General features: G+C 67.7%; 26 protein-coding genes. 15 read left to right on the plus strand and 11 right to left on the minus strand.

Going from position 1 to position 25425, the window contains the following annotated elements; genetic code table 11:
* The first annotated feature begins 78 nt into the window (after positions 1–78).
* Complete coding sequence (locus ACFO5K_RS15230; protein WP_378562183.1) at positions 79–798, plus strand: Rv1157c family protein; 720 nt, start codon at positions 79–81, stop codon at positions 796–798.
* 76 nt (positions 799–874) lie between these two features.
* Here ACFO5K_RS15230 and ACFO5K_RS15235 read toward each other — a convergent pair whose 3' ends face one another.
* The 3 genes from ACFO5K_RS15235 to ACFO5K_RS15245 all read right to left on the minus strand — a co-directional run bounded on the left by ACFO5K_RS15235 (position 875) and on the right by ACFO5K_RS15245 (position 3666).
* Positions 875–1585 (minus strand): DUF1906 domain-containing protein, encoded by a 711-nt coding sequence (locus ACFO5K_RS15235; protein WP_378562186.1) that lies wholly within the window; start codon positions 1583–1585, stop codon positions 875–877.
* Between the two features lie 162 nt (positions 1586–1747).
* A complete protein-coding gene (locus ACFO5K_RS15240; protein ID WP_378562189.1) occupies positions 1748–2896 on the minus strand; it encodes a hypothetical protein in 1149 nt (382 codons plus the stop codon).
* 188 nt (positions 2897–3084) lie between these two features.
* A complete protein-coding gene (locus tag ACFO5K_RS15245) occupies positions 3085–3666 on the minus strand; it encodes a CHAP domain-containing protein (protein ID WP_378562192.1) in 582 nt (193 codons plus the stop codon).
* Positions 3667–4006: 340 nt separating this feature from the next.
* On the opposite strand from ACFO5K_RS15245, the gene ACFO5K_RS15250 reads away from it, so the two are divergent.
* The 3 genes from ACFO5K_RS15250 to ACFO5K_RS15260 are packed head-to-tail and all read left to right on the plus strand — an operon-like array spanning position 4007 to position 5576.
* Positions 4007–4741, plus strand: coding sequence for a helix-turn-helix domain-containing protein (locus tag ACFO5K_RS15250; protein ID WP_378562195.1), 735 nt, complete (start codon positions 4007–4009; stop codon positions 4739–4741).
* A 7-nt stretch (positions 4742–4748) separates the two neighbouring features.
* On the plus strand, positions 4749–5234 hold the full coding sequence (locus tag ACFO5K_RS15255) for a MarR family winged helix-turn-helix transcriptional regulator (RefSeq protein WP_378562198.1): 486 nt from the start codon (positions 4749–4751) through the stop codon (positions 5232–5234).
* Positions 5235–5252: 18 nt separating this feature from the next.
* Positions 5253–5576, plus strand: coding sequence for a hypothetical protein (locus tag ACFO5K_RS15260; RefSeq protein ID WP_378562201.1), 324 nt, complete (start codon positions 5253–5255; stop codon positions 5574–5576).
* Between the two features lie 3 nt (positions 5577–5579).
* On the opposite strand, the gene ACFO5K_RS15265 is transcribed toward ACFO5K_RS15260, so the two are convergent.
* Positions 5580–5810: a hypothetical protein gene (locus ACFO5K_RS15265; protein ID WP_378562204.1), complete on the minus strand. Its 231-nt coding sequence runs from the start codon at positions 5808–5810 to the stop codon at positions 5580–5582.
* A gap of 298 nt (positions 5811–6108) precedes the next feature.
* Entirely contained in the window at positions 6109–7233 is a 1125-nt protein-coding gene (locus ACFO5K_RS15270; RefSeq protein ID WP_378562207.1) for a DoxX family protein, read from the minus strand.
* Between the two features lie 191 nt (positions 7234–7424).
* Between ACFO5K_RS15270 and ACFO5K_RS15275 the strand changes: the two genes are divergently transcribed.
* The gene (locus tag ACFO5K_RS15275; RefSeq protein WP_378562210.1) at positions 7425–8030 is read left to right on the plus strand and encodes a class I SAM-dependent methyltransferase; all 606 of its coding nucleotides are present in this window, start codon (positions 7425–7427) and stop codon (positions 8028–8030) included.
* Positions 8031–8045: 15 nt separating this feature from the next.
* Here ACFO5K_RS15275 and ACFO5K_RS15280 read toward each other — a convergent pair whose 3' ends face one another.
* Positions 8046–8444, minus strand: a complete 399-nt coding sequence (locus ACFO5K_RS15280; protein ID WP_378562213.1) for a VOC family protein — start codon at positions 8442–8444, stop codon at positions 8046–8048.
* Between the two features lie 103 nt (positions 8445–8547).
* Here ACFO5K_RS15280 and ACFO5K_RS15285 point away from each other — a divergent pair, with 103 nt between their 5' ends.
* Positions 8548–9540, plus strand: a complete 993-nt coding sequence (locus ACFO5K_RS15285) for a helix-turn-helix transcriptional regulator (protein WP_378562216.1) — start codon at positions 8548–8550, stop codon at positions 9538–9540.
* 77 nt (positions 9541–9617) lie between these two features.
* On the opposite strand, the gene ACFO5K_RS15290 is transcribed toward ACFO5K_RS15285, so the two are convergent.
* The gene (locus ACFO5K_RS15290) at positions 9618–10328 is read right to left on the minus strand and encodes an SDR family NAD(P)-dependent oxidoreductase (RefSeq protein WP_378562219.1); all 711 of its coding nucleotides are present in this window, start codon (positions 10326–10328) and stop codon (positions 9618–9620) included.
* A gap of 140 nt (positions 10329–10468) precedes the next feature.
* On the opposite strand from ACFO5K_RS15290, the gene ACFO5K_RS15295 reads away from it, so the two are divergent.
* Entirely contained in the window at positions 10469–11101 is a 633-nt protein-coding gene (locus tag ACFO5K_RS15295; protein WP_378562221.1) for a TetR/AcrR family transcriptional regulator, read from the plus strand.
* Here the strand turns inward: ACFO5K_RS15295 and ACFO5K_RS15300 are convergent.
* Positions 11065–11337, minus strand: a complete 273-nt coding sequence (locus tag ACFO5K_RS15300) for a dihydrofolate reductase family protein (protein ID WP_378562223.1) — start codon at positions 11335–11337, stop codon at positions 11065–11067. The genes ACFO5K_RS15295 and ACFO5K_RS15300 overlap by 37 nt on opposite strands.
* 30 nt (positions 11338–11367) lie before the next feature.
* Positions 11368–12585 (minus strand): MFS transporter, encoded by a 1218-nt coding sequence (locus tag ACFO5K_RS15305; protein WP_378562226.1) that lies wholly within the window; start codon positions 12583–12585, stop codon positions 11368–11370.
* Between the two features lie 53 nt (positions 12586–12638).
* Here ACFO5K_RS15305 and ACFO5K_RS15310 point away from each other — a divergent pair, with 53 nt between their 5' ends.
* Both ACFO5K_RS15310 and ACFO5K_RS15315 read left to right on the plus strand, forming a co-directional pair.
* On the plus strand, positions 12639–13385 hold the full coding sequence (locus ACFO5K_RS15310) for a helix-turn-helix domain-containing protein (protein WP_378562228.1): 747 nt from the start codon (positions 12639–12641) through the stop codon (positions 13383–13385).
* Positions 13386–13412: 27 nt separating this feature from the next.
* Positions 13413–13970, plus strand: coding sequence for a dihydrofolate reductase family protein (locus ACFO5K_RS15315; protein ID WP_378562231.1), 558 nt, complete (start codon positions 13413–13415; stop codon positions 13968–13970).
* A 34-nt stretch (positions 13971–14004) separates the two neighbouring features.
* On the opposite strand, the gene ychF is transcribed toward ACFO5K_RS15315, so the two are convergent.
* Together ychF and ACFO5K_RS15325 are read right to left on the minus strand one after the other, a co-directional pair.
* The gene (gene ychF, locus ACFO5K_RS15320; RefSeq protein ID WP_378562234.1) at positions 14005–15084 is read right to left on the minus strand and encodes a redox-regulated ATPase YchF; all 1080 of its coding nucleotides are present in this window, start codon (positions 15082–15084) and stop codon (positions 14005–14007) included.
* Between the two features lie 145 nt (positions 15085–15229).
* On the minus strand, positions 15230–16150 hold the full coding sequence (locus tag ACFO5K_RS15325) for a quinone oxidoreductase family protein (protein ID WP_378562237.1): 921 nt from the start codon (positions 16148–16150) through the stop codon (positions 15230–15232).
* A gap of 271 nt (positions 16151–16421) precedes the next feature.
* Here ACFO5K_RS15325 and ACFO5K_RS15330 point away from each other — a divergent pair, with 271 nt between their 5' ends.
* The 6 genes from ACFO5K_RS15330 (at position 16422) to ACFO5K_RS15355 (ending at position 25396) form a co-directional block, all read left to right on the plus strand.
* Positions 16422–18677 carry a carbon starvation CstA family protein gene (locus ACFO5K_RS15330; protein WP_378562240.1) on the plus strand — a complete coding sequence of 752 codons (2256 nt, stop codon included), beginning with the start codon at positions 16422–16424 and terminating at the stop codon, positions 18675–18677.
* Positions 18611–18973 carry a YbdD/YjiX family protein gene (locus ACFO5K_RS15335; RefSeq protein WP_378562243.1) on the plus strand — a complete coding sequence of 121 codons (363 nt, stop codon included), beginning with the start codon at positions 18611–18613 and terminating at the stop codon, positions 18971–18973. The genes ACFO5K_RS15330 and ACFO5K_RS15335 overlap by 67 nt, the downstream gene beginning before the upstream one ends.
* A gap of 82 nt (positions 18974–19055) precedes the next feature.
* Positions 19056–20552, plus strand: coding sequence for an Ada metal-binding domain-containing protein (locus ACFO5K_RS15340; protein ID WP_378563878.1), 1497 nt, complete (start codon positions 19056–19058; stop codon positions 20550–20552).
* A gap of 24 nt (positions 20553–20576) precedes the next feature.
* Positions 20577–21089 (plus strand): methylated-DNA--[protein]-cysteine S-methyltransferase, encoded by a 513-nt coding sequence (locus tag ACFO5K_RS15345; protein ID WP_378562245.1) that lies wholly within the window; start codon positions 20577–20579, stop codon positions 21087–21089.
* A gap of 312 nt (positions 21090–21401) precedes the next feature.
* Positions 21402–21626: a hypothetical protein gene (locus ACFO5K_RS15350; protein WP_378562248.1), complete on the plus strand. Its 225-nt coding sequence runs from the start codon at positions 21402–21404 to the stop codon at positions 21624–21626.
* On the plus strand, positions 21626–25396 hold the full coding sequence (locus tag ACFO5K_RS15355; protein ID WP_378562251.1) for a caspase, EACC1-associated type: 3771 nt from the start codon (positions 21626–21628) through the stop codon (positions 25394–25396). Before ACFO5K_RS15350 ends, ACFO5K_RS15355 begins: the two co-directional genes overlap by 1 nt.
* Positions 25397–25425: the final 29 nt, after the last annotated feature.

The raw sequence follows: 25425 nt of genomic DNA on the forward strand, positions 1-25425 counted from the left end.
GTAAGGACGGCTAGACAAGTGCTTCGTAGCCGAGGATCGCGGATCATAACGACCGCTCTCGCCATCGCGGCCAGCGCCATGCTCGCCGCGCCGGCGTCGACCATCGCCGCTCCCGCACCCGCACCGCAGGCCGCACCCGCCAGCGTTCCGATGGTGCCCGAAGGTGTCCCGGTCGACGCGCTCGCCGCTTTCGCCCCCGCCGTCGCGGGCCTGATCGCCGGCCCCGCCGACATCGCGAGCCCACAGACCGCCCTGCTCGATCAGGCGCGCGCCCTGCTCGCCACCATGAACCTGCCGCCCGCCATCAAGGCGACCCTCGAGCGGATCATCACCTTCCTCGACGGCAGCGGCGGCGGTGGCCCCGACATCCCGGAGAACGGCCCGGCCATCGCGCAGTTCCTGTACCCCACGATCGGTAAGGGCTGCATCGGTGACGGCGCCGATTCGGTCGGCACCGCACTCGCGGTGCCCGGCCCGGCCCAGCTGCCCCCGCCCGGACCCGCCGCCGGTCAGACCGGTTTCGTGTTCACCGCGCTGGGCACCAAGGCACCGACCGTCGAGCAGAACCCGCCGATGACGGTGCAGTGGCTCAACCTCGACACCCGTCAGTCCGCGGTGCAGACGCTGACCGACGAGGCCAAGATCAACCCCGGCGGGCCGGCCACGCTGTCGGCCATCGCGAACACCGGCCACGGCCGGGTCGTCGCCGTGATCTCGGGTTCGCTCACCACTGCCGCCGAGGGTGCCGAACCGCGCACCTGCAACTTCATGCCGACCCTGGGCTTTTTCACCGTCTGAGGCCATGATCTCGATCCGGCCCGGCTCGTTCCCCGTGAACGAGCCGGGCCGGAGTCGTCTACCGGGCCGGGTTCGCTCACCACTGCCCGTAGTCGGTGGTCAGCACGTTGTTCACGTCGACACCGACGCCGTCGATGGCGCGCTTGTCGATCTCGAACTGGTGCAGGTGGGCGCCGGTGTGCACGAACCCGCGCGGGGTGCCCCAGTTGTGTTGCCAGAACCAGGCGCCCAGGCCCGCGTCGAGTGCGCGGTCGATGGTCGGGGTGTTGGCGTAGATCCCGACCAGGTCGGGGCCGAGCACCGACTGCCAGCCTTCGATGTAGGGGGCGATCAGCTCGTCGAATTCCCACTCGGAGGGGTTGTCGTCGATGGAGGCGTAGATCGGGGCGGTGTCGGGGCCACCAGCGGCCGCGTGCAGTTCCCACCCGCGGGCGGCGTGGCGCTTGCCCGCTTCCAGCCCGCCGCGCCAGTCGGCGGTCTCGCCCTTGCCGAACTGATAATTCGACACGATCGACAACCCGTGCGCCCACAGATCTTCGACCTCACCGGCCAGTAGCGGCTTACCCGCCATCCATTCCGCACCGGGCCGGCGATCGGAGACGTAGCGGATCACCCCGATGTGGCCCGCGGCTCTGATCGCCGCGGCCGATGGCACGCCCGCGGAGTAGTCGACCAGAGTCCCCAGGGATCGGGCAGCGGCCGGAGCGGCGGAAAGCCCGAGGCCCACCGCGCTCACGGCGGCGGCCATACCGAAGAATCCCCGCCGGGTCACCGAAACAGAACGCATCGCAGGACTCCTTCGCGCAACCCGGACAAGCGGCAAGCGGACCCGGCGCGCCTTCCCCGAACTTCGCGCGCCGGGAGCCTTGGAACGTGCGCCTCATTCCACCACAACCCCAGGGGAACCGCCAGACCCAGTAGTCACATCGGTCCCACTACTCACACAGGTTCAGGTGGCGCCGTCGATCGCCGCGCCCACGTCGATGGTGCGGCCCGAGGGGTCGGCCAGTTCGGTACTGACCACGGCCACCACCTGCGCCATCACCTGCTTCTTGATCCCGGCCAACCGCCCCAGCGTGGCCGCGCGCAGGCCCTTGGCGGTGAACTCCATCGAGATGTCCTCGAGTGCGGGCGGGGGCACCTCGATGACGATCTGCAACGGTTCGGCCGCGCGCGCCGTGAGCACCAGCGGGATCTCCAGATCGGCGCGGTAATGATTGGCCTTGAGCACGTCGACGGTGATGTCGAGCCCCACCGGCAAGGTCATATCGAAGACCCGCAGCTCACCGGGTACGGCCGCGCCGCGCTCGAGCACGCGCGGCTGCTCGATCGCCCCGCGCACCGTCACCGTCGCCGCGCCACGCGGTCCCTCCGCGAGCGGGCCGACCTCGATCTCGCTGCCCGCCATCTGCGCCACCACCCCGTGCACGCGGTCCCTGGTGACGATGCGGGTGAAGAAACGCAGGCCGAACTCGCGGAAGTCGATCCAGTCGAAGACGGTGTCGTTGCGGTGCGGCGAGCCGTAACCGTCCAGGATGGCTTCGATGTCGAAGACGCGTTCGGCGCGGGCCTTCGGATCGCTGACGATCGCGTTCACCCGGGCCGCGACCTCACGCTGCACCAGGCCCGCGATCGGGTCGAGCAGCATTTCCCAGGCGGTGTCGATAGCTTCGGCGCGCAGTGTGAAGCTGACGTCCTTGGCCGTCACCGGTGCCACGTCGATCACCACCAGCAGCGGTGCGGCGGTGCGCGCGTGCAGTGTCAGCCCGATCTCGACCACGGCGGCCAGCCCCAGTTTGCGACCGCCCAGTACCAGGTTGACCGCCAGCTTCAGTGGCACACACACGCCGAAGGTCAGCGCCTCGCCGGGATCGCGGGTGACCACGGGGGTTCCCAGCGTGCCCTCGGCGACGAAACCGGCCAATCCGGCCGGGCCCAGGGAGAACGGCCCGATCTGCACCCCGCGCCCGGTCATTCCCGCGACCGCGGCCACGATGCGCTCTTCGGTCACCGCGTAGGAGACGAATCGTTCGCCGAAATCGGCGTACTCGATCCAGCTCGGCACGCGACGTGCTTCTTCGGTCACCTTCACACGCACATCGAACACGGTACGTGATGCGGGCGAACACCCTGGTGGGGGCGCGACTCCCCCGTCCTGCCGATGAGGGGGAAGCAGGGCGGAGGAGCCGATCGCGACGCTGCCGGGCGCCGCGCTGTCCATCGTACGGACACCTGCCGGGTACCGCCTGTCGCGGAGTTGGCAGTTATCTTGCGCGACAGTTGATTTCAGAATCTTCCGTAGCCCACCACATCGGCTGTATCGGCGATGACGATGGTGCGGATGCGGATCGTGCCCATCTCGTTGCCGCCGATCGTGGTGATCGCGTCGCCGTCGGTCTTCAGCACGATGTTGGTGTGCTGACCGAGCGGGCTGTCGGGACCATAGAGCACCACGTCACCGGTGCGCGGCCGGTAGCCCACATCGACGCGGGTGAACCGGCCGACGCTCTGGTAGTACTCCTGCAGCGTGTAGACACCGGGGATACGCCAGGAACCGGAGTTCGGGTTGGCCAGTGGCCGGCCGGCGGCCCGCATCGTCCAGCTGACGAAGTCGGCACACCAGGCCTCCTGCACGCCCTCGGCGTACTTCGGGCCGTCACCGGGGTTGTCGTATTCCTGGCGCAGCACCTCCACCAGGGCGAGCTGCTGCTCGTCGAGGTATTCGCTGTCGAGCGCGGGAAACGGCTCGCCCCAGTCGTGTTGCCACCAGAGCAGACCGGCCACCACCACGGTGGCCGCCGCCAGGGCACCCGAGATCCCCAGGAGCCACCGACTACGGTGGCTCGTTTCCGACGCCGACTGCGTCACAGTCCCCCCTGCTTTCCTTCGCCGTGCCCACCGGTGGGCTCCGGAGCGGGCCGGGCATTCGACGACCGGATGGACCCCTGCGCCATCCGGGCATCGGCACGCCACCACGCTCTCGGCGCGCGCCCAGCGACGCGTGCCGTCCCCTCCGACGAGGCGTCCACACGCTCCGGAACACACTGACCCCACCCAGCGCGCCGCCCGAGGCGAAACGCTGAACAGGTAGCCGGGCGTTGTCCCGCCCGGCTGTAAGAATTTTTGCGAACGCCGTACGGTCGGTCAAGCTAGACGACTGTCCCAATTTGTCCCAATCGACATCAGCACGAAAGGCGGTATCGCCCAGGTGGAGGACGCTCACGTCTCGATCGCCGGCTACCTGCGCGAACGGCGCGAATCAGCGGGTCTGACCCGGGCCGCGCTGAGCCGGGTGGCCGGCATCTCACCTGCGCTGATCCAGAAGATCGAGCAGGGCACGCGGGCCCCCACCCTGGAGTCGCTCACCGCCCTGTTCGACGCGCTCGAGGTGCCCGACCTGTTCCGCGGCCACATCGTCACCCTGTCGCTGGCACATCGCTACGGCACCCCGGCGCCGGTCCGGGCGCCCGTCGTCCCCGAACCCGATCGCCGGCTGGTCGAGGGTCTGTCGTGTCCGGCCAGCCTCCAGCAGTACCCCACCTTCGACGTCCTCGCGGTGAACGCGGCGTGGGAGCGCCGGTTTCCCGGGCTCGTGGTGGGAACCACCGTGCTCGAATGGTTACTGCTCGACCCACTGTCGCGGCGCGTGGTCGTCGACTGGGAACGGCACGCCCACCTGAGCGTCTACGGTTTTCGCGTGATCAGCCCCGGGGTGGTGCCGCAGGAGCGCATCGACGAGCTCACCGCGATCTTGTCGCGGGCACCGGAGTGGGAACGCTTCTGGGGCACCGAACCCCCGCCGCCGCACGAGCTCGACGCCCCGGAACTGCTGCTCGCCGACGCCGAGACCGGGGTGGCCGCCAAGATGACCATGCACAACCTGGAATTCTCGTTGCCGCGGCGCAGCTGGTCTCTCATCACCTTCACCCCGAGTCCGGCATAGTTGTTGAATGTCCGATTCCGGCCCCGTCGACGACACCGCGTTCGCCCGACTGGTTTTCGAGCTGAACCTGATGTCGCGCCACTTCCCCGCCACTGTGCGCCGCCGCCCCGGGTTCGCGCTCGACCGCTCGGCGTTCCTCATCCTCACCCGGCTCGACCTCAACGGTCCGCTGAGCCTGCGCGAGCTCTCGGAGGCCTTCCAGCTCGACATCTCCACGATCAACCGTCAGGTGGGCGCGATGCTGAGACAGCAGCTCGTGGAACGTGTCCCCGACCCCGGCGGCGGCGTCGCCCGTAAAATTCGCGCGACCGACCAGGGCATGGCCGCACTGACCGCTGATCGCAGGCAGCGCGCCGCGGGCATCGGTTCCGTGGTGGCCGACTGGGACGCCGCCGATGTGGCCGAATTGGGCAGGCTGATGCGCAAATTCAACCGGTCGGTGGAACAGATCGAGCACAATCCCTGGCCCAGACCCCCGCAAACCGGTAGCTGATCACGCTAAGCTGCCGCCGTGGTCACTCACCGGTCTTCCCGCCCGAGCCGGCTAGCCTGGAACAACTACTTCGTCGGCGTCGGCGGGCTGGTACTCGGCCTGTGCTTCGGCGTCTGCGCCGCGCTCATCGCGGGACCAGGCCGCAACCTCGTGGCGATCGTCCTGGTCGTTCTCGCCGCACTGTGTGTGCTGCCCGCGTTGCTGCGCGCGCTCGGCGAACTCGGCATCTGGGTGCGCCTGGCCGCGCTGGCGATCGGCTTCGCGTTGTTGCTGCCCGCGATCATCGTCAGCCCGTACGTGCGCGACTGGGCGGCCGAACGCTGGGAACAGACCTGGAAGTAACCGCTACGGCAGTTGCTGCTGCGGGACGGCCAGCAGCACCCGCAAGGTGTTCTGCAGGAACTGGACCGACTGCCAGGCGAAGTACGCGCTGGTAGCTCCGGTCGACGCGGCGTCGGCGGATCCGGTCGCCGAACCGGTGGCCAGCTGGGCCGAACCGGTGGCCGAACCCGTGGCCGAACCCGAGCCCGGCTGCGCCGACGCGGGTGCCGCCGAGGCGAGCAGTCCGATCGTCAAGGCCGCTCCCAGCAGAGCAACTCGAGCGGCGTACGGCTTGGACGTATGACGACCGGACAACATCTGATGCATCCCACTTTCCGAAAACATTGCGAACGTCCAGTATTCACGCCAGAACCCGGCGTCGACCCCGATTCGCCGGGATTGAGGCCGGGTTCACGCGCCGACTACTTCCGACCCGAATAATCTTGCGCCGCCGCGGGCTTGGGCCGCCAGACCTCGAATATCGGGGCAGTCCGCACGCCACCTCGACCACCGCCCGGAGATCAGCGTGGCATTCGCGACTTCTCAGTGGGAATCAGGACCAGCGGGCCGCACGCCTGCGCACCGCCGACGCCGTGGTGGCGGTATCGCGTTCGACCAGGTCGGCGAGGTCGGCGGCCGACCTCGCCAGCCGACGGCGCGGGCGGCGCCTGCCGTCGGCCAGGTGCGCTTTGCGGTCCTCGGCGAGCTCGGCGGCATGGACCCCACGCTCGCGAGCCGTCTCCGCTGCGGCGTTTGCGCGTTCGCGGGCCCGATCCGCGGCCTTCGACCCGCGCCGACGAGCCACCTCCGCCGCTTCCGTGCCCCGCTCACGGGCTGTTTCCGCGCGGTCCTTGGCGACTTCGGCGAAATGCGAACCACGGTCTCGGGCGGTATCGGCCAACTGCGGCGCACGCTCCCGCGCCCGCTCGGCGAAATGTTCACCCCGGCCCCGCGCGGCATCCGCCAACTGCGGTCCCCGATCGCGAGCCACCTCGGCGAGGTGCGAACCACGGTCCCGGGCCGCTTCAGCCAGCTGCGGCGCACGTTCGCGCGCCAGCTCGGCGAGATGTTCGCCCCGGTCCCGTGCGGCCTCGGCCCACTGCGGTCCCCGATCGCGGGCCACCTCGGCCAGCTGCGACCCACGCGACTTGGCGGCGTCGATGATCACCACCCCTTCGTCGCGTGCCTGCTCGGCCAAGGTGGGACTGCGGTCGACGAGCTTGCGCGCGACCCGCCTGCCCCGCCAGCCGAGCGACGGCTTGCCCTCGGTGTCGGCGGAGGCGATCAACAGGCCGCCGAGCAGCCCGAGATCCTTCAGGAACCCGGCGCGCTTCACCGCCTTGAGATCCGGGTCCGATTCGGCCCAGAAGTCCTGTTCGGTGACCGTTCCCGGCACCACCGTCGCGGCGAGCACGAAGGCGGCCGGACGCGGCGCGCGGCCGATGGCCAACAGCACTCCACCCGCCACCTGGGCCATGGCGTTGACCTGGACAACCCGGCTCGGGTCATCGGGAACCTTCGCGGCCAGCTGGTCGGGCAGGCTGTCGCGGCCCTTGTCGGCGAGCGCACTCGCCGCCGCGGCACGCGGTTTCGGATTCATCAACCCGTTCACTCCACTGGCGACGAACGTCGTCCCCAGCAGCGTGCGGGCAATGCGGCGGACTGGCCTGATCGGCATCGTCGGGTCCCTTCGTCTGACTGGTGGGTTCCTCGCAAGCCGCCTTACCCGGTACCGACCCCGACAAACGGGCAGCGGATCGGCACCGCACCCGCCCCGCACGCGCGAGGCCGAGGGAAGCGGTCGCGGTGCCAGCGCCCACCCGGCTGGTGGCGGGATACGCACAGGCACCCATTGCTACCGTCGACCCTGTGCCCGACAACACCGTCCGCGCGGCCTACACCGCAGTTCACGAGCTCTACACCGAACTCTTCGGCACCCCCGCCGCCCTGAACCCCGACGACACCGCCTTCGTCACCCGTTACCTACGCCACGGCCCCGTCCTGGACCTGGGTTGCGGACCCGGCCATTTCACCAAGTTCCTCACCGACGCCGGCGTCGCCACCACCGGTGTGGACCTCGTTCCCGAATTCATCACCCACGCCAGCACGACCTACCCCGACATCCCCTTCGAAGTCGGCTCGATCCGAACCCTCGACGCCCCGACCGCATCCATCGCGGGCCTACTCGCCTGGTTCTCCCTCATCCACATCCCCCCACCCGAACTCCCCGCATTCCTCACCGAATTCCACCGGGTACTCGCCCCCGGCAGCCCGCTGATCATCGGCTTCTTCACCACCGACTCCACCCCCGAGGTGTTCCCGCACAAAGTGACCCCCGCCTACCGCTGGCCCCCGGACACCCTGTCCACCCTCCTGACCACCACCGGCTTCACCGAACTCGGCCGCCTGACCCGCCCGGCCACCGAAACCACGCGCCCCTACGGAGCATTGGCAGTCGCACGTGCGGCCGAATAGGCCGATGCGCGGATATCAACCGGCGAACTTCGCGACGGCCTGCGCGGTGACCGGAGTGAAGAGGTTGATCAGGTTGCCGTCGGGATCGCGAAACAGCAACGACCGATTCCCCCACGGCATCGTCGTGGGCTGGTTGACGAAATCCTCGACCGTATCTCGCAACCGCCGGTATTCGGCGTCGACGTCGGGGACCAGGAATTCGAGGATCGCCGTGTGATTGTCGGCTGGGTGCGCGCTGCCCGCGCCGAACAGCGCCACGGTGCGGGTGCTGCCGATCGCGAGAGTGCAGACCGGCGTGACTATTTCGGCGAAATCCGGTGTAGCCCAGTTCGCTTCGACGCCGGTCACGTGGTGATAGAAACTGACCAGCCGCTGGATGTCGTCAGTGATCAGACGGATCGAGACGAGCTTCATTGTGTGCTCCTGCTGTCGGGTGAGGCGGAGGTTCCACCGCCGAACGCCACGGTAGAGCCGATACCGGACAGTTTCCGCCCGGTATGGATGCGAGAATTTCCCGATGACGCGCCCCACCGCCCGAGTGCTGGCCCTGCTCGAGCTGTTGCAGACCGGCGGTACCCATACCGTCGGCGAACTCGCCGGACGGCTCGGCGTCGATGAACGCACCGTCAGGCGATACGTCACACATCTCACCGACCTGGATATCCCGGTCCGATCGCTGCGGGGCCGCTACGGGGGATACCGGCTCGCTCCCGGATACCGAATGCCACCGCTGATGCTGACCGACGACGAGGCGGTGGCCGTGCTGCTCGGGCTCCTCAGCAGCCGCGGCGCCGACCGGCCGACGGCGGCCGCCCGCGCAGCCGACAACGCGACGGCCAAACTCCGTCGCGTCCTACCCGCACGTCTGACGGCCCGGCTGGACGCACTGATCGACACCGTCGAATACACCGCCGACGCGCGCCCGGAAGTGGCTGTCGAGACCACCGTCCTGCTCCGGCTCGCCGAGGCCACCCGCGAGCACCGACCGGTCGCGATCGGCTACACCGACCGAAACGGGCAGTCCAGCCAACGGACCGTGCACCCCTACGGGCTCGTCGACCATTCCGGTCGGTGGTATCTGACAGGGATGGACAGCAAAAGCGACGAACTACGCCAGTTCCGGCTGGACCGCATCACCGCGGTGAGCACACAGCCCGGAACGTTCGCTGTGCCCACCGGATTCGAGCCGGCCGCTCATCTGCTGTCCGCATTGGCCGACGCGCCCTATCGGCATGAGGTATCGGTCCGGGTCCAGGGCACACTCGCCCAGGTCCGCCCGCTGCTCCCGGCGACGATCGCGACCGTGCACGAGATCGACTCGCCGGCCGATGACACCAGCCCGTGGGTCCGGGTCCGAATCCGCGCCGAACAACTCGACTGGATTCCCGCCCTGCTCGCCGGCCTGAACCGCCCGTTCATCATCGAGCACCCCGACACACTCAACGACGCCGTACGCGCCCTGGGCCGCCGACTCACCGCGGCCGCCGAACGGCCGATACCGAACTCATAGATAGCAGCCCGGACACTCGGTGATGCCGCCGGCCGTTCAGGGCCTTGGGAGTGCAGAGTCGGCCCTTGGTGTTCTGGTCAGCCGGCCGGTGCTGGGTAGAGCTGCTCGATCCGGTCGCGCCGGGTGTACATGTCCCAGTACTGCGCGGCGAGGTCGTCGGGATCGACGACCGGAAACTCCGCGGTTGTTCCGGTCCGGGCGATGAGTGCGCTCAGCTCGCTGCGGGCGATGGTCGCTCCGACCGAGAGAGTCCCGGCGTAGATGCCCGTGTCAGCCAGCTCGCCGTGCAGTGAGTAGAGATAGTTGCGAACGGCGGAACCGAGGGGAGCCAGACCGCTGAGCCCGGGCACAGGGTGGACGGCCGTGATGCCGGTGGTCAGGAGGAAGGCGCCGTCGCCCCGCTCCTTCCACTCCGGCAACATCGCGCGAACCACCTCCACGGGCGTGAGCAAGAACATCGGGATGCCCTTCTCCAGGAGGGTGGCATCCGTCCGAACGGCCGGGGCCAAAACCTGATCGGTGCTGAACGGCCCGTATTCGATGACGTCGATGCGGCCGAAGTGGTGCCGGATGTCGGCGATCAGCGCCGGTACGTCGGTGGGCCGAGACAGGTCGGCGGTGAACCCGGCTGCTTCGATGCCGTGTCCCGCCAGGTCCTCGACAAGAGCGTCCAGGTTTGGTCGGCGGCGCGCCACCAAGGCGACACGGAATCCTTGCCGACCGAAGTGGCGGGCTACGGAGGCGCCGAGACCGGGGCCTGCCCCGAATATGGCGATCACTTTGGACATGACAGAGGCTCCTTCTCACTATGTTGACCCTGGGGTCAGCTTATGTTCCGACGGTAGCAGGTAGATTGACCTCGGGGTCAAGTTGTCTCGCGGAGCACAGCAACGGTCCCGTCGGAGGCGAACCGGAGAGGGATCAGTTGATGCGAGTCGACGCGCAACGGAACGCGGAGAAGCTGCGGGTCGCCGCCGCCGAGCTCTTTCAGGAGCGCGGCCTGCAGGTATCGCTGAAGGAGATCTCCCGGCGAGCCGGGGTGAGTCACGGCACCCTCTACAACCTGTTCGGTACGCGGGAAGCCCTCATCGACGAGGTGGTTACCGACCGTGCGGCGGGCCTACTGGACCAGGTCACCCAGCAGGCCCTGGCCTTCGAGGACGCCTGGGAAGGATTCGCGTACTACGTCCAGGAGCTGTGCGAACTTCAGGCCACCGATCTCACCGTTGCCGACCTGGTCAGCGGCCGTTACCCCGGCGCGGAACGCCTGATGACCGCCTGTAACCGGTCCATGGACGCCGCGCGACGGATCGTCGACCGGGCCAGAGAGGCCGGTGCGCTCCGATCCGATTTCACCAGCGCCGACCTGGTCTTCGTCTTCGCCGCCAACGCCGCGCTCTCCCGCGCGACCGCCACAACCGTGCCGAATGCCTGGCGCCGCCAAGTCGCTTTCCTCATCGACGGCCTGCGCACCGAGGCTGCCCACCTCGCCCTGCCCGCAGAGGAGCCGACTCCACAGCAGGTTTACGACGCATTGCGAAACCTCGGAGACAAGAAATAGCCGACCGACGGCTTCAGCTCTCGCGCGTGCACATCTACGACACTGAACCGGTCCGCCATGCCCGCCAGGTGGTCCCACAGCCTGACACCCGAGCCGAGCACGATCGGGACGATTGTCACGTGCAGGAAATCGATGAGATCAGCCTGGAGGAACCCTCGCACGGTCGATGGTCCGGACATCGAGCTCACCGGCCGGACTCGTGCCTGGCGAAGCGCCTCCGCGAATGCGGCATGCACGAAGTGGAAGGTCGTCCCGACCGAGCTCGATCATGATTCGGTCTGTCGCGCCGCAACAGCTTCCAGGGCGGCGCGGTCCCCGGGCTGTCGACTGGTCCTGGGCGGCGGGTCCGGCATCCCGAGCAGGACGAGGTAGGCGATGGCGGGCAGGGCGATGAGCGGCAGCAGCGCCGTCGCCAAGCCGACCGTGTCGGCCAGCGCCCCGATGACCGGAGCGGCCACGCCCCCGACGGACACTGCCAGGCCGAGGGTGACGCCGCTGGCGGTGCCCATGTGCCGAGGCAGGTAGTCCTGCCCCAGCGTCACATGCAGGGAGAAGGGCACGTACAGCACGATCGACGACAACGCGATGAACACGAACGCGAGAGAACCCGGGGCCATGAGCATTCCGGCGACGACCGGAACCGCGGCCAGGTAAGCCCCGCGCACGATCGTCGTACGCGGCCATCGGCGGGCGAGATAGCCGCCGATGGCCGTACCGAACGCGCCGCCGATGTAGAAGACGAACAGGGACACCGCCGCGAACGTGTCACTGAGACCGCGGTACTGGTGCATGAACAAGACGATGAACGAGCCCATCCCGACGAACACGATCGACCGGCAGATGATCGCCACCGACATCCGAGCGAACGAAACCCAGTCGTCGCGTCCCACTGCCGCCCGCTGCGGGGTGTGGACCGTGGCGGGCACGCGTCCCCTCCCGATGAGTGCGACCGCGACCATGCCGGTCAGAGCCGGGATCATCAGCAGCGGACTCGCGTTCAGCCCGAGGACGCCGACGGTGGCGGCGACGACGAGCGGGGCGACGGCGAAACCGATGTTGCCGCCGAGGGAGAACCAGGACATCAACACGTGGTCGTCGCCGCTGATCTCGCGGGCCCGGCCCGCGCCCGCCGGGTGGTACGCGGCCACGCCCACACCCGAGACGGCGGCCACGACGGCGGTGATCCAGAACGACTCGGACACCGCGATCCCGGCCATGCCGGCGCCGGCGAAGAAGATGCTCACCGGGATCAGCCACGGCAGCCGCCACCGGTCGCCCAGCGCCCCGAACAGCGGCTGCACGACCGACGACGACAACGAGCTGGCGAGCACGACTCCCGCGGCGGCGGCATAGGTATAGCCACGCTCGAGGACGAGAAAAGGAACGAGCGCGGCGAGCGCACCCTGATAGAAATCGACTGTCACATGCGAATACGCCAGCAGGCGAGCACTGTGGCGGGCCGAACGAGCTGCTGCGGAGGGCATCCTTCCAGCCTGAGCGGATCCGGTTCGGCGCGCTTTCACTAGACTGACGAGCGATGTCAGAAATCCGCCCCGTTGCCGTGGCGCCGACCGAGACCCGCCATCTGTCCCCCGGCGACGAGGTCACGCCGCATCGCCATGACGATCACCAGCTCCTCTACGCGAGCTCCGGCGTGCTCGAGGTGATGGTGCCCGACGGGACCTGGTTCACGCCGTCGGTCCGTGCGGTCTGGGTGCCCGGTGGAACCGTGCACCACTGGCAGGTTCGGGGCGCGACGACGGTGCACATGGTGGGTATTCCGGCCGCGACGCCACCGCCGGTCGAGCACGTACCGTCCCTGGTGCTGGTGCGCCCACTGTTTCGGGAACTGACGATCGCCTGCTCGGCCAACGGTCCCGCCACCACACCCGCGGCGCGCCGGCTCCTGCGCGTGCTCGTCGATCAGCTCGAGCCGTCGCCCGGCGCCGCGACGATGCTCCCCACCCTCCGCGACACGCGACTACGAAACGTGCAGGCCATCCTGGAGGCCGATATGACCACCTCCCCCGGCCTGGCCGTGCTGGGTCGACAGGTGGGCGCAAGCGAGCGCACGCTCTCACGGCTGTTCCACAACGAGGTCGGGATGGGTTTCCCGGTGTGGCGCAACCAGCTCCGGCTGCACCTGGCGACCCGGCTGCTCGCCGAAGGCAAGTCCGTCACCCGGACCGCCGGCGCCTGCGGCTACTCCTCCGCCAGCGCGTTCGTCACCACGTTCCGCCAGACCTTCGGGCAGACACCGGGATCGCTGTATCGTCCGGCGTAGCGGGCAAGGCCGCACTACGCTCGCCGGATGGGACTCCTGACCTTCAGCATCAACCTCACCTTGGATGGCTGCGTCGATCACCAGGAGGGAATCGCCGACGATGAAACGCACGCTTCCTTCACCCAGCTCATGGACAGTTCCGGGGCGATGCTGTGGGGCCGTGTCACCTACGAGATGATGGAGAGCTACTGGCCGGCCGTGGCCGGCGGTGAGCAGGCAGCACCACCGGCGATGCGCGAATGGGCGATCAAGTTGGAGGCGAAGCCGAAATACGTGGTGTCGTCCACGCGTAAAGACTTCCCTTGGAACAACACTCACCACCTCACAGGCGATCTCCACACCAGCGTGCAGCGGCTGAAAGACGCGACACCGGAGGGCGTACTCCTCGGTAGCGGCAACCTCGCCGTCGAGTTGGATCGCCTGGACCTGATCGACGAGTACAGGTTCCTGGTCCACCCGAGAATCACCGGGCACGGCCCGACGCTGTATCAGAAAGGGTTGCCCAGCACGCGACGGCTCGAGTTGGTCTCAGCCGACCCGCTGAGCAACGGTGCGGTCGCCATGCACTATCGACGCGCGGATTGATCCGATCGCAACGCCAGTCCGATGATCCCAGCGATCACACGTTGAAACGGAACTCGACCACGTCGCCGTCGGACATGACGTAGTCCTTGCCCTCCATGCGGACCTTGCCCGCGGCCTTGGCAGCAGCCATCGACCCCGCCTCGACCAGATCGTCGAAGGCGACGATTTCGGCCTTGATGAAGCCGCGTTCGAAGTCGGTGTGGATGACGCCGGCGGCCTTGGGGGCGGTGTCGCCCTGGTGGATGGTCCAGGCTCGGGCTTCTTTGGGGCCTGCGGTGAGGTAGGTCTGCAGGCCGAGGGTGTGGAAGCCGGCGCGGGCCAGGCCGTGCAGGCCGGGTTCGGTCTGGCCGATGGACTCGAGCAGTTCCAGGGCGGATTCGTCGTCGAGTTCGAGGAGTTCGGCTTCGACCTTGGCGTCGAGGAAGACGGCGTCGGCGGGGGCGACGGCGGCTTTGAGTTCGGCGACTTTGGCCTCGTCGGTGAGCACGGATTCGTCGGCGTTGAAGACGTAGAGGAACGGCTTGACGGTGAGCAGCGACAGCTCACGCAGCAGTTCGGCGTCGATCTTGTTGCCCGCGGCGAACAGGGTGGTGCCCTCGTTGAGGAAACCCTCGGCGACCTTGGCGGCGTCGAGCAGGGGCTTGCGGTCCTTCTTGACGCGGGCTTCCTTCTCGAGGCGCGGGATGGCCTTCTCGAGGGTTTGCAGGTCGGCGAGGATGAGCTCGGTTTCGATGACCTCGATGTCGGCGGCGGCGTCGACCTTGCCGTCGACGTGGACCACGTCGTCGTCGGCGAACACCCGCACCACCTGGCAGATGGCGTCGGCCTCACGGATGTTGGCGAGGAACTTGTTGCCCAGGCCCGCGCCTTCGGAGGCGCCCTTCACGATGCCGGCGATGTCGACGAACGACACCACCGCGGGCACGATCTTCTCGGAACCGAAGATCTCGGCCAGCTTGTCCAGGCGCGGATCTGGCAGCGGAACCACGCCGACGTTGGGTTCGATGGTCGCGAACGGATAGTTCGCGGCCAGCACGTCGTTCTTGGTCAACGCGTTGAACAACGTCGACTTTCCAACGTTGGGCAGGCCGACAATTCCAAGGGTGAGGCTCACGAGGACAAAAGTCTACGCCCCACCCACCGCCCCTCCCGCACCGCCCAGGTCCCGACCTGGACGATTGATCACCAGGCGCTGATGGTGGTCGTTCTCGGCCGATACATACCTGAGAGCCTGGTGATCAACTGTCCAACGTGGTGGGTCAGGGGATGAGGACAACCTTGCCGAGGTTGGCTCGGGTTTCGATGAGGGCGTGGGCTGCTGCGGCGGCGTCGAGGGGGTATTCGGCGTGGACTACGGGGTGCAGTAGGCCGGAGGCGTAGTACTGCCAGATCTCCTGGCGTAGGTGCTCGTAGTGGGCGGGGTCGCGCTGGGCGAGGCGGCCGATGCGGAAACCGGTCACGGATTTGCCGCCGGCGAGCAGGACTTCGGTGTCGACGAGGCCGGCCGTGCCATAGGTGACGGTGCGGCCGCCTTCGGCGAGGCCGGTGAGGGCGTCGCCGAGTCCGGCGCCGCCGACGCCGTCGAGGGCGTAGTCGGCCTGCTTGGCGCAGTGCAGCTGGTCGTAGGTGAAGACCTCGTCGGCACCGAGTTCACGCACGAAGTCGACCTTGGCGGCGTCGGAGACCGCGCCGACGACCCAGCTCGCCCCGCGCACCCGGGCCAGCTGCACCGCGAGATGGCCGACGCCCCCGGCTGCGGCGGTGACCAGGGCGGTCTCACCTTCGCGCGGCACGGCGGTGTCGAGTGCGCCGAGCGCGACGAGACCACTGCGCATCAACGCGACGGCATCGACGGCGGAGGCGCCGTCGGGAATGGCGGAGACCTGCTCGACCGACAGGATGGCGAACTCGGCGTAGGCATCGGAGGTGCACAGCCCGACGACGCGGTAACCGGCGCTGTAACCGTCGACCCCGTCACCCACTGCGACGACCTCACCGGCCACCTCGGCACGCAACTGCTGGGCCACGGGCTGGGCGCTGATCCGCCGGATCGCCGAGAGCGTGACGCCGATCGCCTCGACCCGGACCAGCAGCTCGCCGGCACCGGGCACCGGCATCTCGGCCGCGACGACCTCGAGCATCTCCGAACCACCGCTGCGTTCGTATCGAACCCGCCGCATGACACCTCCTACAAGAATTGAGCGAAGGCGCAACATTAACCGGCTGACCTCGCGTTTCCACAGGTTCAGGGCCCCCGAGTGCGAAATCTCACCGCCCTCGCCGTCCCGCGGAGAGCACTCTTGGCCCTGTCGACCCCTTCGGCGCCTGACGATCTGAACAAAATTTCATCATCTCCACGATGGTGTGCGAACCTCTCCGTCGCGAATCGGCGATCGGCTACGTTGTCGATGCTTCACCCGATGCTCTGGCGCGTTGTACAGGAGTTGAGTCATGGCGACCATCGAATATCTGCGGACCGAACCAGACTTACCTCCGGTCGGCATCGTCGATCGCACGCCGATCACGCCCGCGAAGAAGGCCGTGTTCGCGGGCATCGCGGTGCTCGGCGCCATCGCCTGGACGATCATCGCCTTCGTTCGCGGCGAGTCGGTGAACGCGGTGTGGATCGTGATCGCGGCGGTCTGTACCTACATCATCGCCTACCGCTTCTACGCGCGGTTCATCGAATGGAAGATCACCAAGCCGCGCGACGACGTCGCCACTCCCGCCGAAATCCACGACAACGGCAAAGATTTCATGCCGATGGATCGGCGCGTGCTCTACGGGCACCACTTCGCCGCCATCGCGGGCGCCGGGCCACTGGTCGGTCCGGTGCTGGCCGCGCAGATGGGTTATCTGCCCGGCACGATCTGGATCATCGTCGGCGTGGTGTTCGCCGGGGCGGTGCAGGACTACCTGGTGCTGTGGGCCTCCACGCGCCGCCGCGGCCGCAGTCTCGGTCAGATGGCGCGCGACGAGCTGGGCGCCGTGGGTGGTGTCGCGGCGATCGTGGCGATTCTGGTGATCATGACGATCCTGCTGGCGGTACTGGCGCTGGTGGTGGTGAACGCGCTCGGCGAGAGCCCGTGGGGCGTGTTCTCGATCGCGATGACCATCCCGATCGCACTGTTCATGGGCGTGTACCTGCGGTATTTGCGTCCGGGTGCGGTCGGCGAGGTGTCGGCGATCGGTATCGCGCTGCTGCTGGCGGCGATCATCGGCGGCGGCTGGGTGTCGGAAACCGAATGGGGGGCCGACTGGTTCACGTTGTCGCGCACCACCATCGCCTGGTGTCTGATCGGCTACGGTTTCCTCGCTTCGGTGCTACCGGTGTGGCTGCTGCTCGCACCGCGCGACTACCTGTCGACGTTCATGAAGGTCGGCACGATCGTGCTGCTGGCCGCGGGCATCCTGATCACGATGCCGGTGCTGAAGGCGCCGGCCGTCTCCGAATTCGCCACCAGCGGAACAGGTCCGGCGTTCGCGGGCAGCCTCTTCCCGTTCCTGTTCATCACCATCGCCTGTGGCGCGCTCTCGGGTTTCCACGCACTGGTGTCCTCGGGTACTACACCGAAGCTGCTGGCCAAGGAATCCAACGCCAAGATGATCGGCTACGGCGGCATGCTGATGGAGTCGTTCGTCGCGGTGATGGCCATCATCACCGCCTCGATCATCGATCAGCACCTGTACTTCGGCATGAACGCCTCGGCCGGGCTCACCGGTGGCACGCCCGAAGGCGCCGCCGCGTTCACGAACTCACTGGGCCTGTCCGGCCCGGCCGCCACACCGGAACTGTTCGCCGACACCGCCGCCGACGTGGGCGAGCACTCCATCGTCTCGCGCACCGGCGGCGCGCCGACCCTGGCGATCGGCATCTCGCAGGTCTTCTCCGACTTCCTCGGCGGCCAGTCGATGAAGGCGTTCTGGTACCACTTCGCGATCATGTTCGAGGCCCTGTTCATCCTCACCACCATCGACGCGGGCACCCGTGTCGCGCGGTTCCTGGTCTCCGACGCGCTGGGCAACCTCGGTGGCGGATTCAAGCGGTTCCGTGATCCGTCCTGGCGGATCGGCGCGTGGGTGTGCTCGCTGCTCGTGGTCGCGGGCTGGGGCAGCGTGCTGCTGATGGGTGTCGGCGATCCGTTCGGTGGCATCAACGCGCTGTATCCGCTGTTCGGCATCGCCAACCAGTTGCTCGCCGCGATCGCGTTGACAGTGGTCCTGACGATCATCGTCAAACGCGGACAGTGGAAGTGGGCGTGGATCCCCGGCGTTCCGCTGGTGTGGGATCTGATCGTCACGATGACCGCGTCCTGGCAGAAGATCTTCTCCGATGATCCCAAGCTCGGTTTCTGGAAGCAGCACAGCCTGTGCCAGGCAGCCAAGGACGCGGGCCAGGGCTGTTTGACGGCCAAGCCCGACCAGGTCGAGATCGCGATTCGTAACACCTTCATCCAGGGCACGCTGTCGATCGTGTTCGCGGTGCTGGTGCTGATCGTCACCGCCGTCGGTGTGCTGGTGTGTGTGCGGGCGGTCCGGTCGGGCACCGTGTCGAGCAGCGAGGCCGAGGAACAGCCGTCGAAGATCTTCTCCCCCAGCGGGTTCGTCGCCACCGCGGCGGAGAAGGACGTGCAGAAGGAATGGGATGCGCTGATCGCCGAGGGCCGCGTGAACGCGCCCGGTTCGGCGGAATCTTCTCGGCTGTGAGCCCGGACAGAGACGCCGACGGCCGGTTTCGCGGATCGGCCGTCGGCGCTCGGGCTGCCGTACGCCCACTCGGCAGCGCGCGTCCGGCCGAGGAGGGGAGCGTCCTCGGCCGAGTCTGGGCGGCGGCACGCGGGGTCGCCCGTTGGTACAGCGCGATCAACGGCGGCCAGGACTACCAGCGCTACGTCGACCATTTCCGGCGAATGCATCCGGGCCGCCCGGTGCCCTCGGAGCGCGAGTACTGGCGTGCACGCTATGCCGACGCGGAACGGAACCCGACCACGCGCTGCTGCTGATCAGAGCCGGATCCAGATGGCCGATTTCCGCTAGCACCCTCGTCGCGATGCTGTCATCGTGGAACTCGTGACGATCACCGCTATGGACTTCGAGCGCTGCTACCGCGCGGTCTCCACCCGCGACTCCCGCTTCGACGGGCAGTTCTTCACCGCGGTACGCACCACCGGCATCTACTGCCGGCCCTCGTGCCCGGCGATCACCCCCAAGCGAACCAATGTGTCGTTCCTGCCCACCGCCGCGGCGGCCCAGCAGGCCGGCTATCGCGCCTGCCGCCGCTGCCTGCCCGACGCGGCGCCCGGTTCCCCGCTGTGGAACGTGCGCGCCGACCTGGCCGCGCGGGCCATGCGACTGATCGGCGACGGGGTGATCGAACGCGGTGGCGTGCCGGAACTCGCTGCCACCCTGGGCTATTCGCAACGGCAGCTCACCCGGGTGCTCACCACCGAACTCGGTGCCGGGCCGCTCGCGCTGGCCAGGGCGCACCGCGCGCACACCGCGCGACTGCTGATCCAGACCACCGAGATGCCGATGTCGGACATCGCTTTCGCGGCGGGATTCGCCAGCATCCGCCAGTTCAACGACACCGTGCGTGAGGTGTTCGTGGTCAGCCCGTCGACCATGCGCGCCGAATCACGCCGGTCACCGCGCGCCGACGTGGTCGCACCGGTCACCCCCGGGCTGCTGACGCTGCGTCTGCCCTACCGCGAACCCCTCGACACCGGCTGGCTGGCCTGGTTCCTGTCCGCGCACACGGTGGCGGGAATCGAGCTGTGGGACGACGGGGTCTACACCCGCAGCCTGCGCACCCCGCACGGGCACGCGACGATCCGGCTGTCGTTCCGGCCGGGGCACGTGCGGGCGGAGCTGGCGCTGCGCGACATGCGCGACCTGGCGCCGACCGTGTCGCGGGTGCGGCATCTGCTCGATCTGGACGCGGACCCGGTGGGGATCGACGAGGGTTTGGGGTTGCGGGTCGCGGCCGGAGGCGACGAGGACACCCGCGTGGCACCGGCGGTCGCCGACCACGGTTTCACGCCGGGGATCCGGGTGCCCGGCTGCCTGGACGGTGCGGAACTGTTGCTGCGCACCATGATCGGCCAGCAGATCTCCGTGCGGGCCGCGGCCACCCACACCGCCCGGCTGGTCGAGGCGCTCGGCGAGCGGATCGACGGACCGGTACCGCGGCTGTTCCCCACCCCCGCCGCGGTGGCCGAACACGGCGCCGAGGTACTCACCGGACCGACGCGCCGGATCGCGGCCATCGTGTCCGCCGCACGCGCCGTCGCCGACGGCGCACTGGTCCTGCATCCCGGCCGCACCGCCGCCGACCTGCGACGCGACCTGCTCGCCCTCGACGGTGTCGGGCCGTGGACCGCCGACTACGTGACCATGCGATCGCTGTCGGACCCCGACATCCTGCTCGGCACCGACCTGGTGGTCCGTCAGGGCGCGGCCCTGGCCGACATCGACCTCACCCACTCCGACCGCTGGTCGCCGTGGCGCTCCTACCTGTCCATGCACCTGTGGAAGACGGCACTGGCACAACGCGGCGCCGTGCCACTGCCCACCTATTCGTGAAACATCGACCGGAAGCGAAACCCCATGACCACCAACATTGTTCGTCGCGCCGACCACGCCACCGTCAGCACCCCACTCGGCCCGTTCACCACGATCGCCGACCCCGACGGCGCCGTCCTCGCCGCCGGCTGGACAAGTGACGCACGAGAACTCACCGCGCTCGTCCACCCCAGCCTGCGCCCCACCGAACTGCGGCAACGGGATTCACTCGGGGCCCTCACCCGCGCGGTCACCGACTACCACGCGGGCGACCTGGCCGCGATCGACCCGATCCCCGTCCACCAGCGCTCCGGCGAATTCCTCGCCCACGCCTGGGACGTCCTGCGCAAGATCCCCGCGGGCGAGCCGGTGACCTACACCGAATTCGCCGCCCTGTCCGGACGCCCCGACGCCACCCGAGCCGCCGCCAACGCGTGCGCGCGCAACGCGGCGGCACTGTTCGTCCCGTGCCATCGGGTGCTGCGCATCGGCGGGGCGCTCGGCGGGTTCCGCTGGGGGCTCGACGCCAAGCGCTGGTTGCTCGCGCACGAAGGGTGAGCTCCCCGTACAGAATCGGACGAATCGACCAAAATCGTTGTCAGCAAAGCGAATTCATTTGCAAGCAGCCATCCCGTAACCATCGCCTTGTGCATAATGATAGCGAATCGATCTCGATCGAAGGGGGCTGTGTTGCGACGCGAGCAACAACGATGGCATGTCACGGTGGTGGGCGGGAACTCGATGCGGCGGGAGCGCCTGACCCGCGATCTACGAGCTACGCTCGCAAGCTCGGAGAAGATCACGGCGGGTTTCGCCGTACCAGCGGATACCCCCACCGATCCCCGGACCAAGGGATCGGTAAATCAGGACATGTTGCTGTGGGCGGCGATCGCCGCCGCGAGCTCGCGGGCCGGTGCCCAGGTCCTGATCGCCGCCATTCAGCACTGGTGCGCAAGAGAACAGAACCGCCACGTCGAAATCATCGGCACCCGAGCTTCGGTGGTGATAGACGGCCAACCGGTGGATGTCCACCGACTCGTCGACCAACTCGACTCCGAACCTGACGCCCTGGATCCGCCTGTCGGGGAGGCCTGATGCCTGCGTCGCTCCGCCGGCGAGCGCTGCTGATCGGCAACGAAACCTACGCGCACGTCAAATACCCGGCGTTGCCGTCGGTGCGGGCCGACGTGGCACTGCTGCATCAGGCGTTGTTGCATCCACAGGTCGGCGGCTTCACCGAAGTCCGGCCGGTGTTCGACCCCACAGCCGCCCAGATGTGCGCCGAGATCGAACAGTTCCTCCAGAATTGCGCCCAGGATGAGCTGGTGATGCTCTACGTGTCGGGCCACGGCACCCGATTGGTGCAGACCGATGGAATGTTCCACTTCGTGGCCACCGACACCGACTACGACAGTGTGGCAGCAAGCGCGGTCAGTTCCGATTTCGTTGCCCGCCAGCTCGAAGAATGCACGGCAGCACAGAAGGTCCTGATGATCGACTGCTGCCAAAGCGGCGGATTCACACTCGGATTCCGCACTGCCGATCCGCTGCCGGTCCCCAAGAGCGCCCAAACCCAAAGCCAGGAGATGCCACCCGTCCTGAGCCAAGGTGTGTACGTGCTGTCGTCCTCGCGTGCCACTGAATACTCGTACGCCGGCGAGGTCGATGGTGAGGTGGCCCCGTCAGCCTTCACCGGTCACGTGATCGAAACCCTGTGCAGCGGCGACGCCGCGGAACCCGACACCGGCGAAGTCACCATCGAAGGGCTGTTTCAGCACGTCGGTAAGCGGATGGCACGCGCAGGCGGAGCATCGCGCGGCGCCGCACAGACGCCGGTCAGCTCGACACTGCACATCGACGGACGAATCGTGGTGGCCACACGGCCGCACGGGCGACCGGTCCTGACGCCGATCACTCGCCGACCCGACGGCACGACAACACCGATCCCGCACATCGGCGACCCCGCAGTTCCCACGCCACCGACCTGGCCCAGTCTGCTGTCCTACTACCGGCGGTGCTTACAGGCGAAACGGGAGCAGATGCCCACTCTCGCAGTGAGCGATCACGGCGAAACGCATGTCTGCCTGACCGGTAGTGAGCCGTTCTTGTCCGGCACGGTGGACAACGACCACCGCATCGCTGTGCCTGCGCAGGCACAACAACTGGTCGATGCGACGGAAACCGCAAACGAAGAGCTGTGGGCTGGGTACCCGGCGGTGGTGCTTCCCGTTCAGCGAAGCTCCCGAGGAAGAACTCAGCACCACTTCGTTCCGCTGCTGGTTCGCCGGGTGGAGATCGTCGCTACCGAGCACGGATCTCGGCTGCAACCCACAGGGCCGGTGCTGTTGCACCCGAAGTTGGTTGCCGAGCATCACGGCGACGGCACCGCGCCGGGCCCTGCCGGTGACTACCGGCCAACCTGGCATGCGGGTCAGCACTCCTTGATGGCCAAGGACATCGGGCACCTACTGACCCAGGAACTGGAGATCGCGACCGTCCAGCGCCTCGAACCCGAGCAGCTTTCCGGATTCATCGACGTGGACACCGCGCTCGATGGTGCTCGCAACGCCGCCGTACTGTTCCGGGTCTCGCCGAACGACCCCGAGAAGAACCTGCTCAAAGACCTCGAAACGATCGGAGCTCGCGCAGACAGCATCAAGGACACCGCGCTTGCAGCACTGTCGCCGGATCCTCGGGAGCGAACCGAACCCCGAACCGACGCCCGACCGTTCGACATCGTCACCCCGCTACCGTGCAACGAAGGTCAAGAGGCCGTGATCAGGTCGGCGATGACCCGTCGGCTCACCGTGGCCACCGGACCGCCCGGTACAGGTAAGAGCCAGCTCGTCGCCAATCTCGTCGCCACCGCGGTCGCCAACGGCAACACCGTTCTGGTCGCCTCCACGAACAACCAGGCAGTCGACGAAGTCCACGGCCGATGCGACGACCTCACACCGAACAGCATCGTCCGCACCGGGAAGCTCGAGCACCTGGATGGCCGGGACGCAACCCTACGAGCACTGCTCGAAGTTCGCGCACCCGAGCACAGCCTGCCGACTGCCCTTGCCCACCTACAGAACGCACGCGAAAGCCTCCAGGCGGAGCACCAGTTTCTGCACACCCTCGGCCTGCGCGAACGCCTGCTCCTACAAGCCGGCACCGACCGCGAGCAACACGCGGCAGCCCTGGGCGTCGACGTCGGCGTGTTGAGCAGAAGACTTGGTGCCAGGCCGGAAGCCGTCGCACGGAAAGCGCGGTCGATCAGAGACGCACGCGTGTTCGGCGGATGGCGACGCACCCGCCTGCTCACCAGATTCGGTGTGCGCGAGGCGGTCACCGAACTGGCCGCAGGGTGTGAGGCGTTGCACCAATTCGCGGTCACCGAGTCCAGTTGGCGTGCGGCGTTTGCCGGTGCGCAGCCCGTACCGGACGACGCCGTCGTGACCGCCGCTCTGCGCAACACCGAGCAACGGGTTCGCGATGCATCCACCGCGGTACTCGAAGGCGCTGTCCACGCCGCAGCCGTTCAAGGGCGAAACGCGATCTCGGAGTTCGTGAACAGCAAGGACCGAAACAACTGGCGCGCACTGAAGGCCGTACTCCCAGCGGCCCGCGCCTGGGCAGTGACAACCATGTCCGCGCGACGGTTTCCCATCGATCCAGGACTATTCGACCTGGTCGTCATCGACGAAGCCAGCCAATGCTCGATTCCACACGTGCTACCGCTGCTGTACCGCGCGAAACGGGCTCTGATCATCGGTGATCCGATGCAACTCGCCCACATCGCCAACGGGCTGACTCCGAAACAAGAACGAGAGATCGCCCGGGACACACAAACCGGGCAGGCGTGGCTCGAGGACCACCGCATGTCCTACCGCAGGCATTCCAGTTTCCGGGCCGCAGAACGGTCCGCTCGCACGACCCTGCTGCTCGACGAGCATTTCCGCTGCCATCCCAAAATTGCCGATCTGGTCAATGCCGAGTTCTACGCGGGTCGGCTGACCGTGATGACCGACATCCGAAGCCGTCCTGCCGTGGCGAACTCGCCCGCCATCGATTGGATCGATGTCCGAGGCCGAGCCGAACAGCCCAATTCTGGAAGCTCCTGGTACAACCGGGCTGAAGCCGAGTTGGTCGTCGACACGGTGAAATCCCTGCGCAGCCCCGGCCAGTTGCCGGAGGACGCCACAATCGGCGTGGTCACACCGTTCAGACCACAGGCTGAGATGATCGAACGGATGCTCGGCCGTGGTTTCGCAGACGTTCGTGTAGGCACCGTCCATGCGTTCCAGGGTGGCGAGCGCGACATCATGATCTACTCGCTGGTCGCCACACCGAATATGCGTAAGGGCTCGATCAACTGGGTCGACAGTCAACTCAATCTGTGGAATGTCGCCATCACCCGTGCACGCAGCAATCTGATCGTCGTTGGCGATCGAAATCTCTGGTCACAGCGTCGACTCGGCGGTGTCCTGCTCCGCCACGTGGGCGATGGGACAGGTGACGGGCTCGACTCCCCGCCCTTCGACCGACTCCAGCGCCGACTGCAACGCGCGTTGGGGCACAACAACGCCCGATTCGCTGTATCCGAAACGGTCTCCGGATACCGATGTGATGCCCTTGTCCATACCGAAGACGGTCGCCGCACTGCCCTTGTCATCGATCGTGGTCCGTCGGATCCGGCGGACTCCGCTCGGCATGTACGGCTCATGCTGGGCCGCCGCGAAGTACTGCAGGACTTCGATCTCGGTATCGCGGGCGTCCGTGTTCCCGGATGGAAGCTGTTCGCGACCCGGGACTGGCACTGGTCACAAACCCATGAGGAGACCGAGGTACCGCCGGAGGAGCACGGGAAGTTCCACTGACACGGAACTAGATCAGTCCAGATATTGAT

It is taken from the genome of Nocardia halotolerans (assembly GCF_042650145.1).
In the GTDB taxonomy this organism is placed as follows: domain Bacteria; phylum Actinomycetota; class Actinomycetes; order Mycobacteriales; family Mycobacteriaceae; genus Nocardia; species Nocardia halotolerans.

Excerpts from the sequence above, each read along its gene's own strand:
- ACFO5K_RS15310 (WP_378562228.1), top strand. The coding sequence starts at position 12,639 with ATGTCAGAAATCCGCCCCGTTGCCGTGGCGCCGACCGAGACCCGCCAT.
- ACFO5K_RS15325 (WP_378562237.1), bottom strand. The coding sequence starts at position 16,150 with ATGCGGCGGGTTCGATACGAACGCAGCGGTGGTTCGGAGATGCTCGAG.
- ACFO5K_RS15355 (WP_378562251.1), top strand. The coding sequence starts at position 21,626 with ATGCCTGCGTCGCTCCGCCGGCGAGCGCTGCTGATCGGCAACGAAACC.
- ACFO5K_RS15350 (WP_378562248.1), top strand. The coding sequence starts at position 21,402 with ATGTTGCTGTGGGCGGCGATCGCCGCCGCGAGCTCGCGGGCCGGTGCC.
- ACFO5K_RS15335 (WP_378562243.1), top strand. The coding sequence starts at position 18,611 with ATGGGATGCGCTGATCGCCGAGGGCCGCGTGAACGCGCCCGGTTCGGC.
- ACFO5K_RS15340 (WP_378563878.1), top strand. The coding sequence starts at position 19,056 with ATGGACTTCGAGCGCTGCTACCGCGCGGTCTCCACCCGCGACTCCCGC.
- ACFO5K_RS15235 (WP_378562186.1), bottom strand. The coding sequence starts at position 1,585 with ATGCGTTCTGTTTCGGTGACCCGGCGGGGATTCTTCGGTATGGCCGCC.
- ACFO5K_RS15295 (WP_378562221.1), top strand. The coding sequence starts at position 10,469 with ATGCGAGTCGACGCGCAACGGAACGCGGAGAAGCTGCGGGTCGCCGCC.
- ACFO5K_RS15305 (WP_378562226.1), bottom strand. The coding sequence starts at position 12,585 with ATGCCCTCCGCAGCAGCTCGTTCGGCCCGCCACAGTGCTCGCCTGCTG.
- ACFO5K_RS15330 (WP_378562240.1), top strand. The coding sequence starts at position 16,422 with ATGGCGACCATCGAATATCTGCGGACCGAACCAGACTTACCTCCGGTC.
- ACFO5K_RS15345 (WP_378562245.1), top strand. The coding sequence starts at position 20,577 with ATGACCACCAACATTGTTCGTCGCGCCGACCACGCCACCGTCAGCACC.
- ACFO5K_RS15285 (WP_378562216.1), top strand. The coding sequence starts at position 8,548 with ATGACGCGCCCCACCGCCCGAGTGCTGGCCCTGCTCGAGCTGTTGCAG.
- ACFO5K_RS15280 (WP_378562213.1), bottom strand. The coding sequence starts at position 8,444 with ATGAAGCTCGTCTCGATCCGTCTGATCACTGACGACATCCAGCGGCTG.
- ACFO5K_RS15290 (WP_378562219.1), bottom strand. The coding sequence starts at position 10,328 with ATGTCCAAAGTGATCGCCATATTCGGGGCAGGCCCCGGTCTCGGCGCC.
- ACFO5K_RS15270 (WP_378562207.1), bottom strand. The coding sequence starts at position 7,233 with ATGCCGATCAGGCCAGTCCGCCGCATTGCCCGCACGCTGCTGGGGACG.
- ACFO5K_RS15230 (WP_378562183.1), top strand. The coding sequence starts at position 79 with ATGCTCGCCGCGCCGGCGTCGACCATCGCCGCTCCCGCACCCGCACCG.
- ACFO5K_RS15315 (WP_378562231.1), top strand. The coding sequence starts at position 13,413 with ATGGGACTCCTGACCTTCAGCATCAACCTCACCTTGGATGGCTGCGTC.
- ACFO5K_RS15255 (WP_378562198.1), top strand. The coding sequence starts at position 4,749 with ATGTCCGATTCCGGCCCCGTCGACGACACCGCGTTCGCCCGACTGGTT.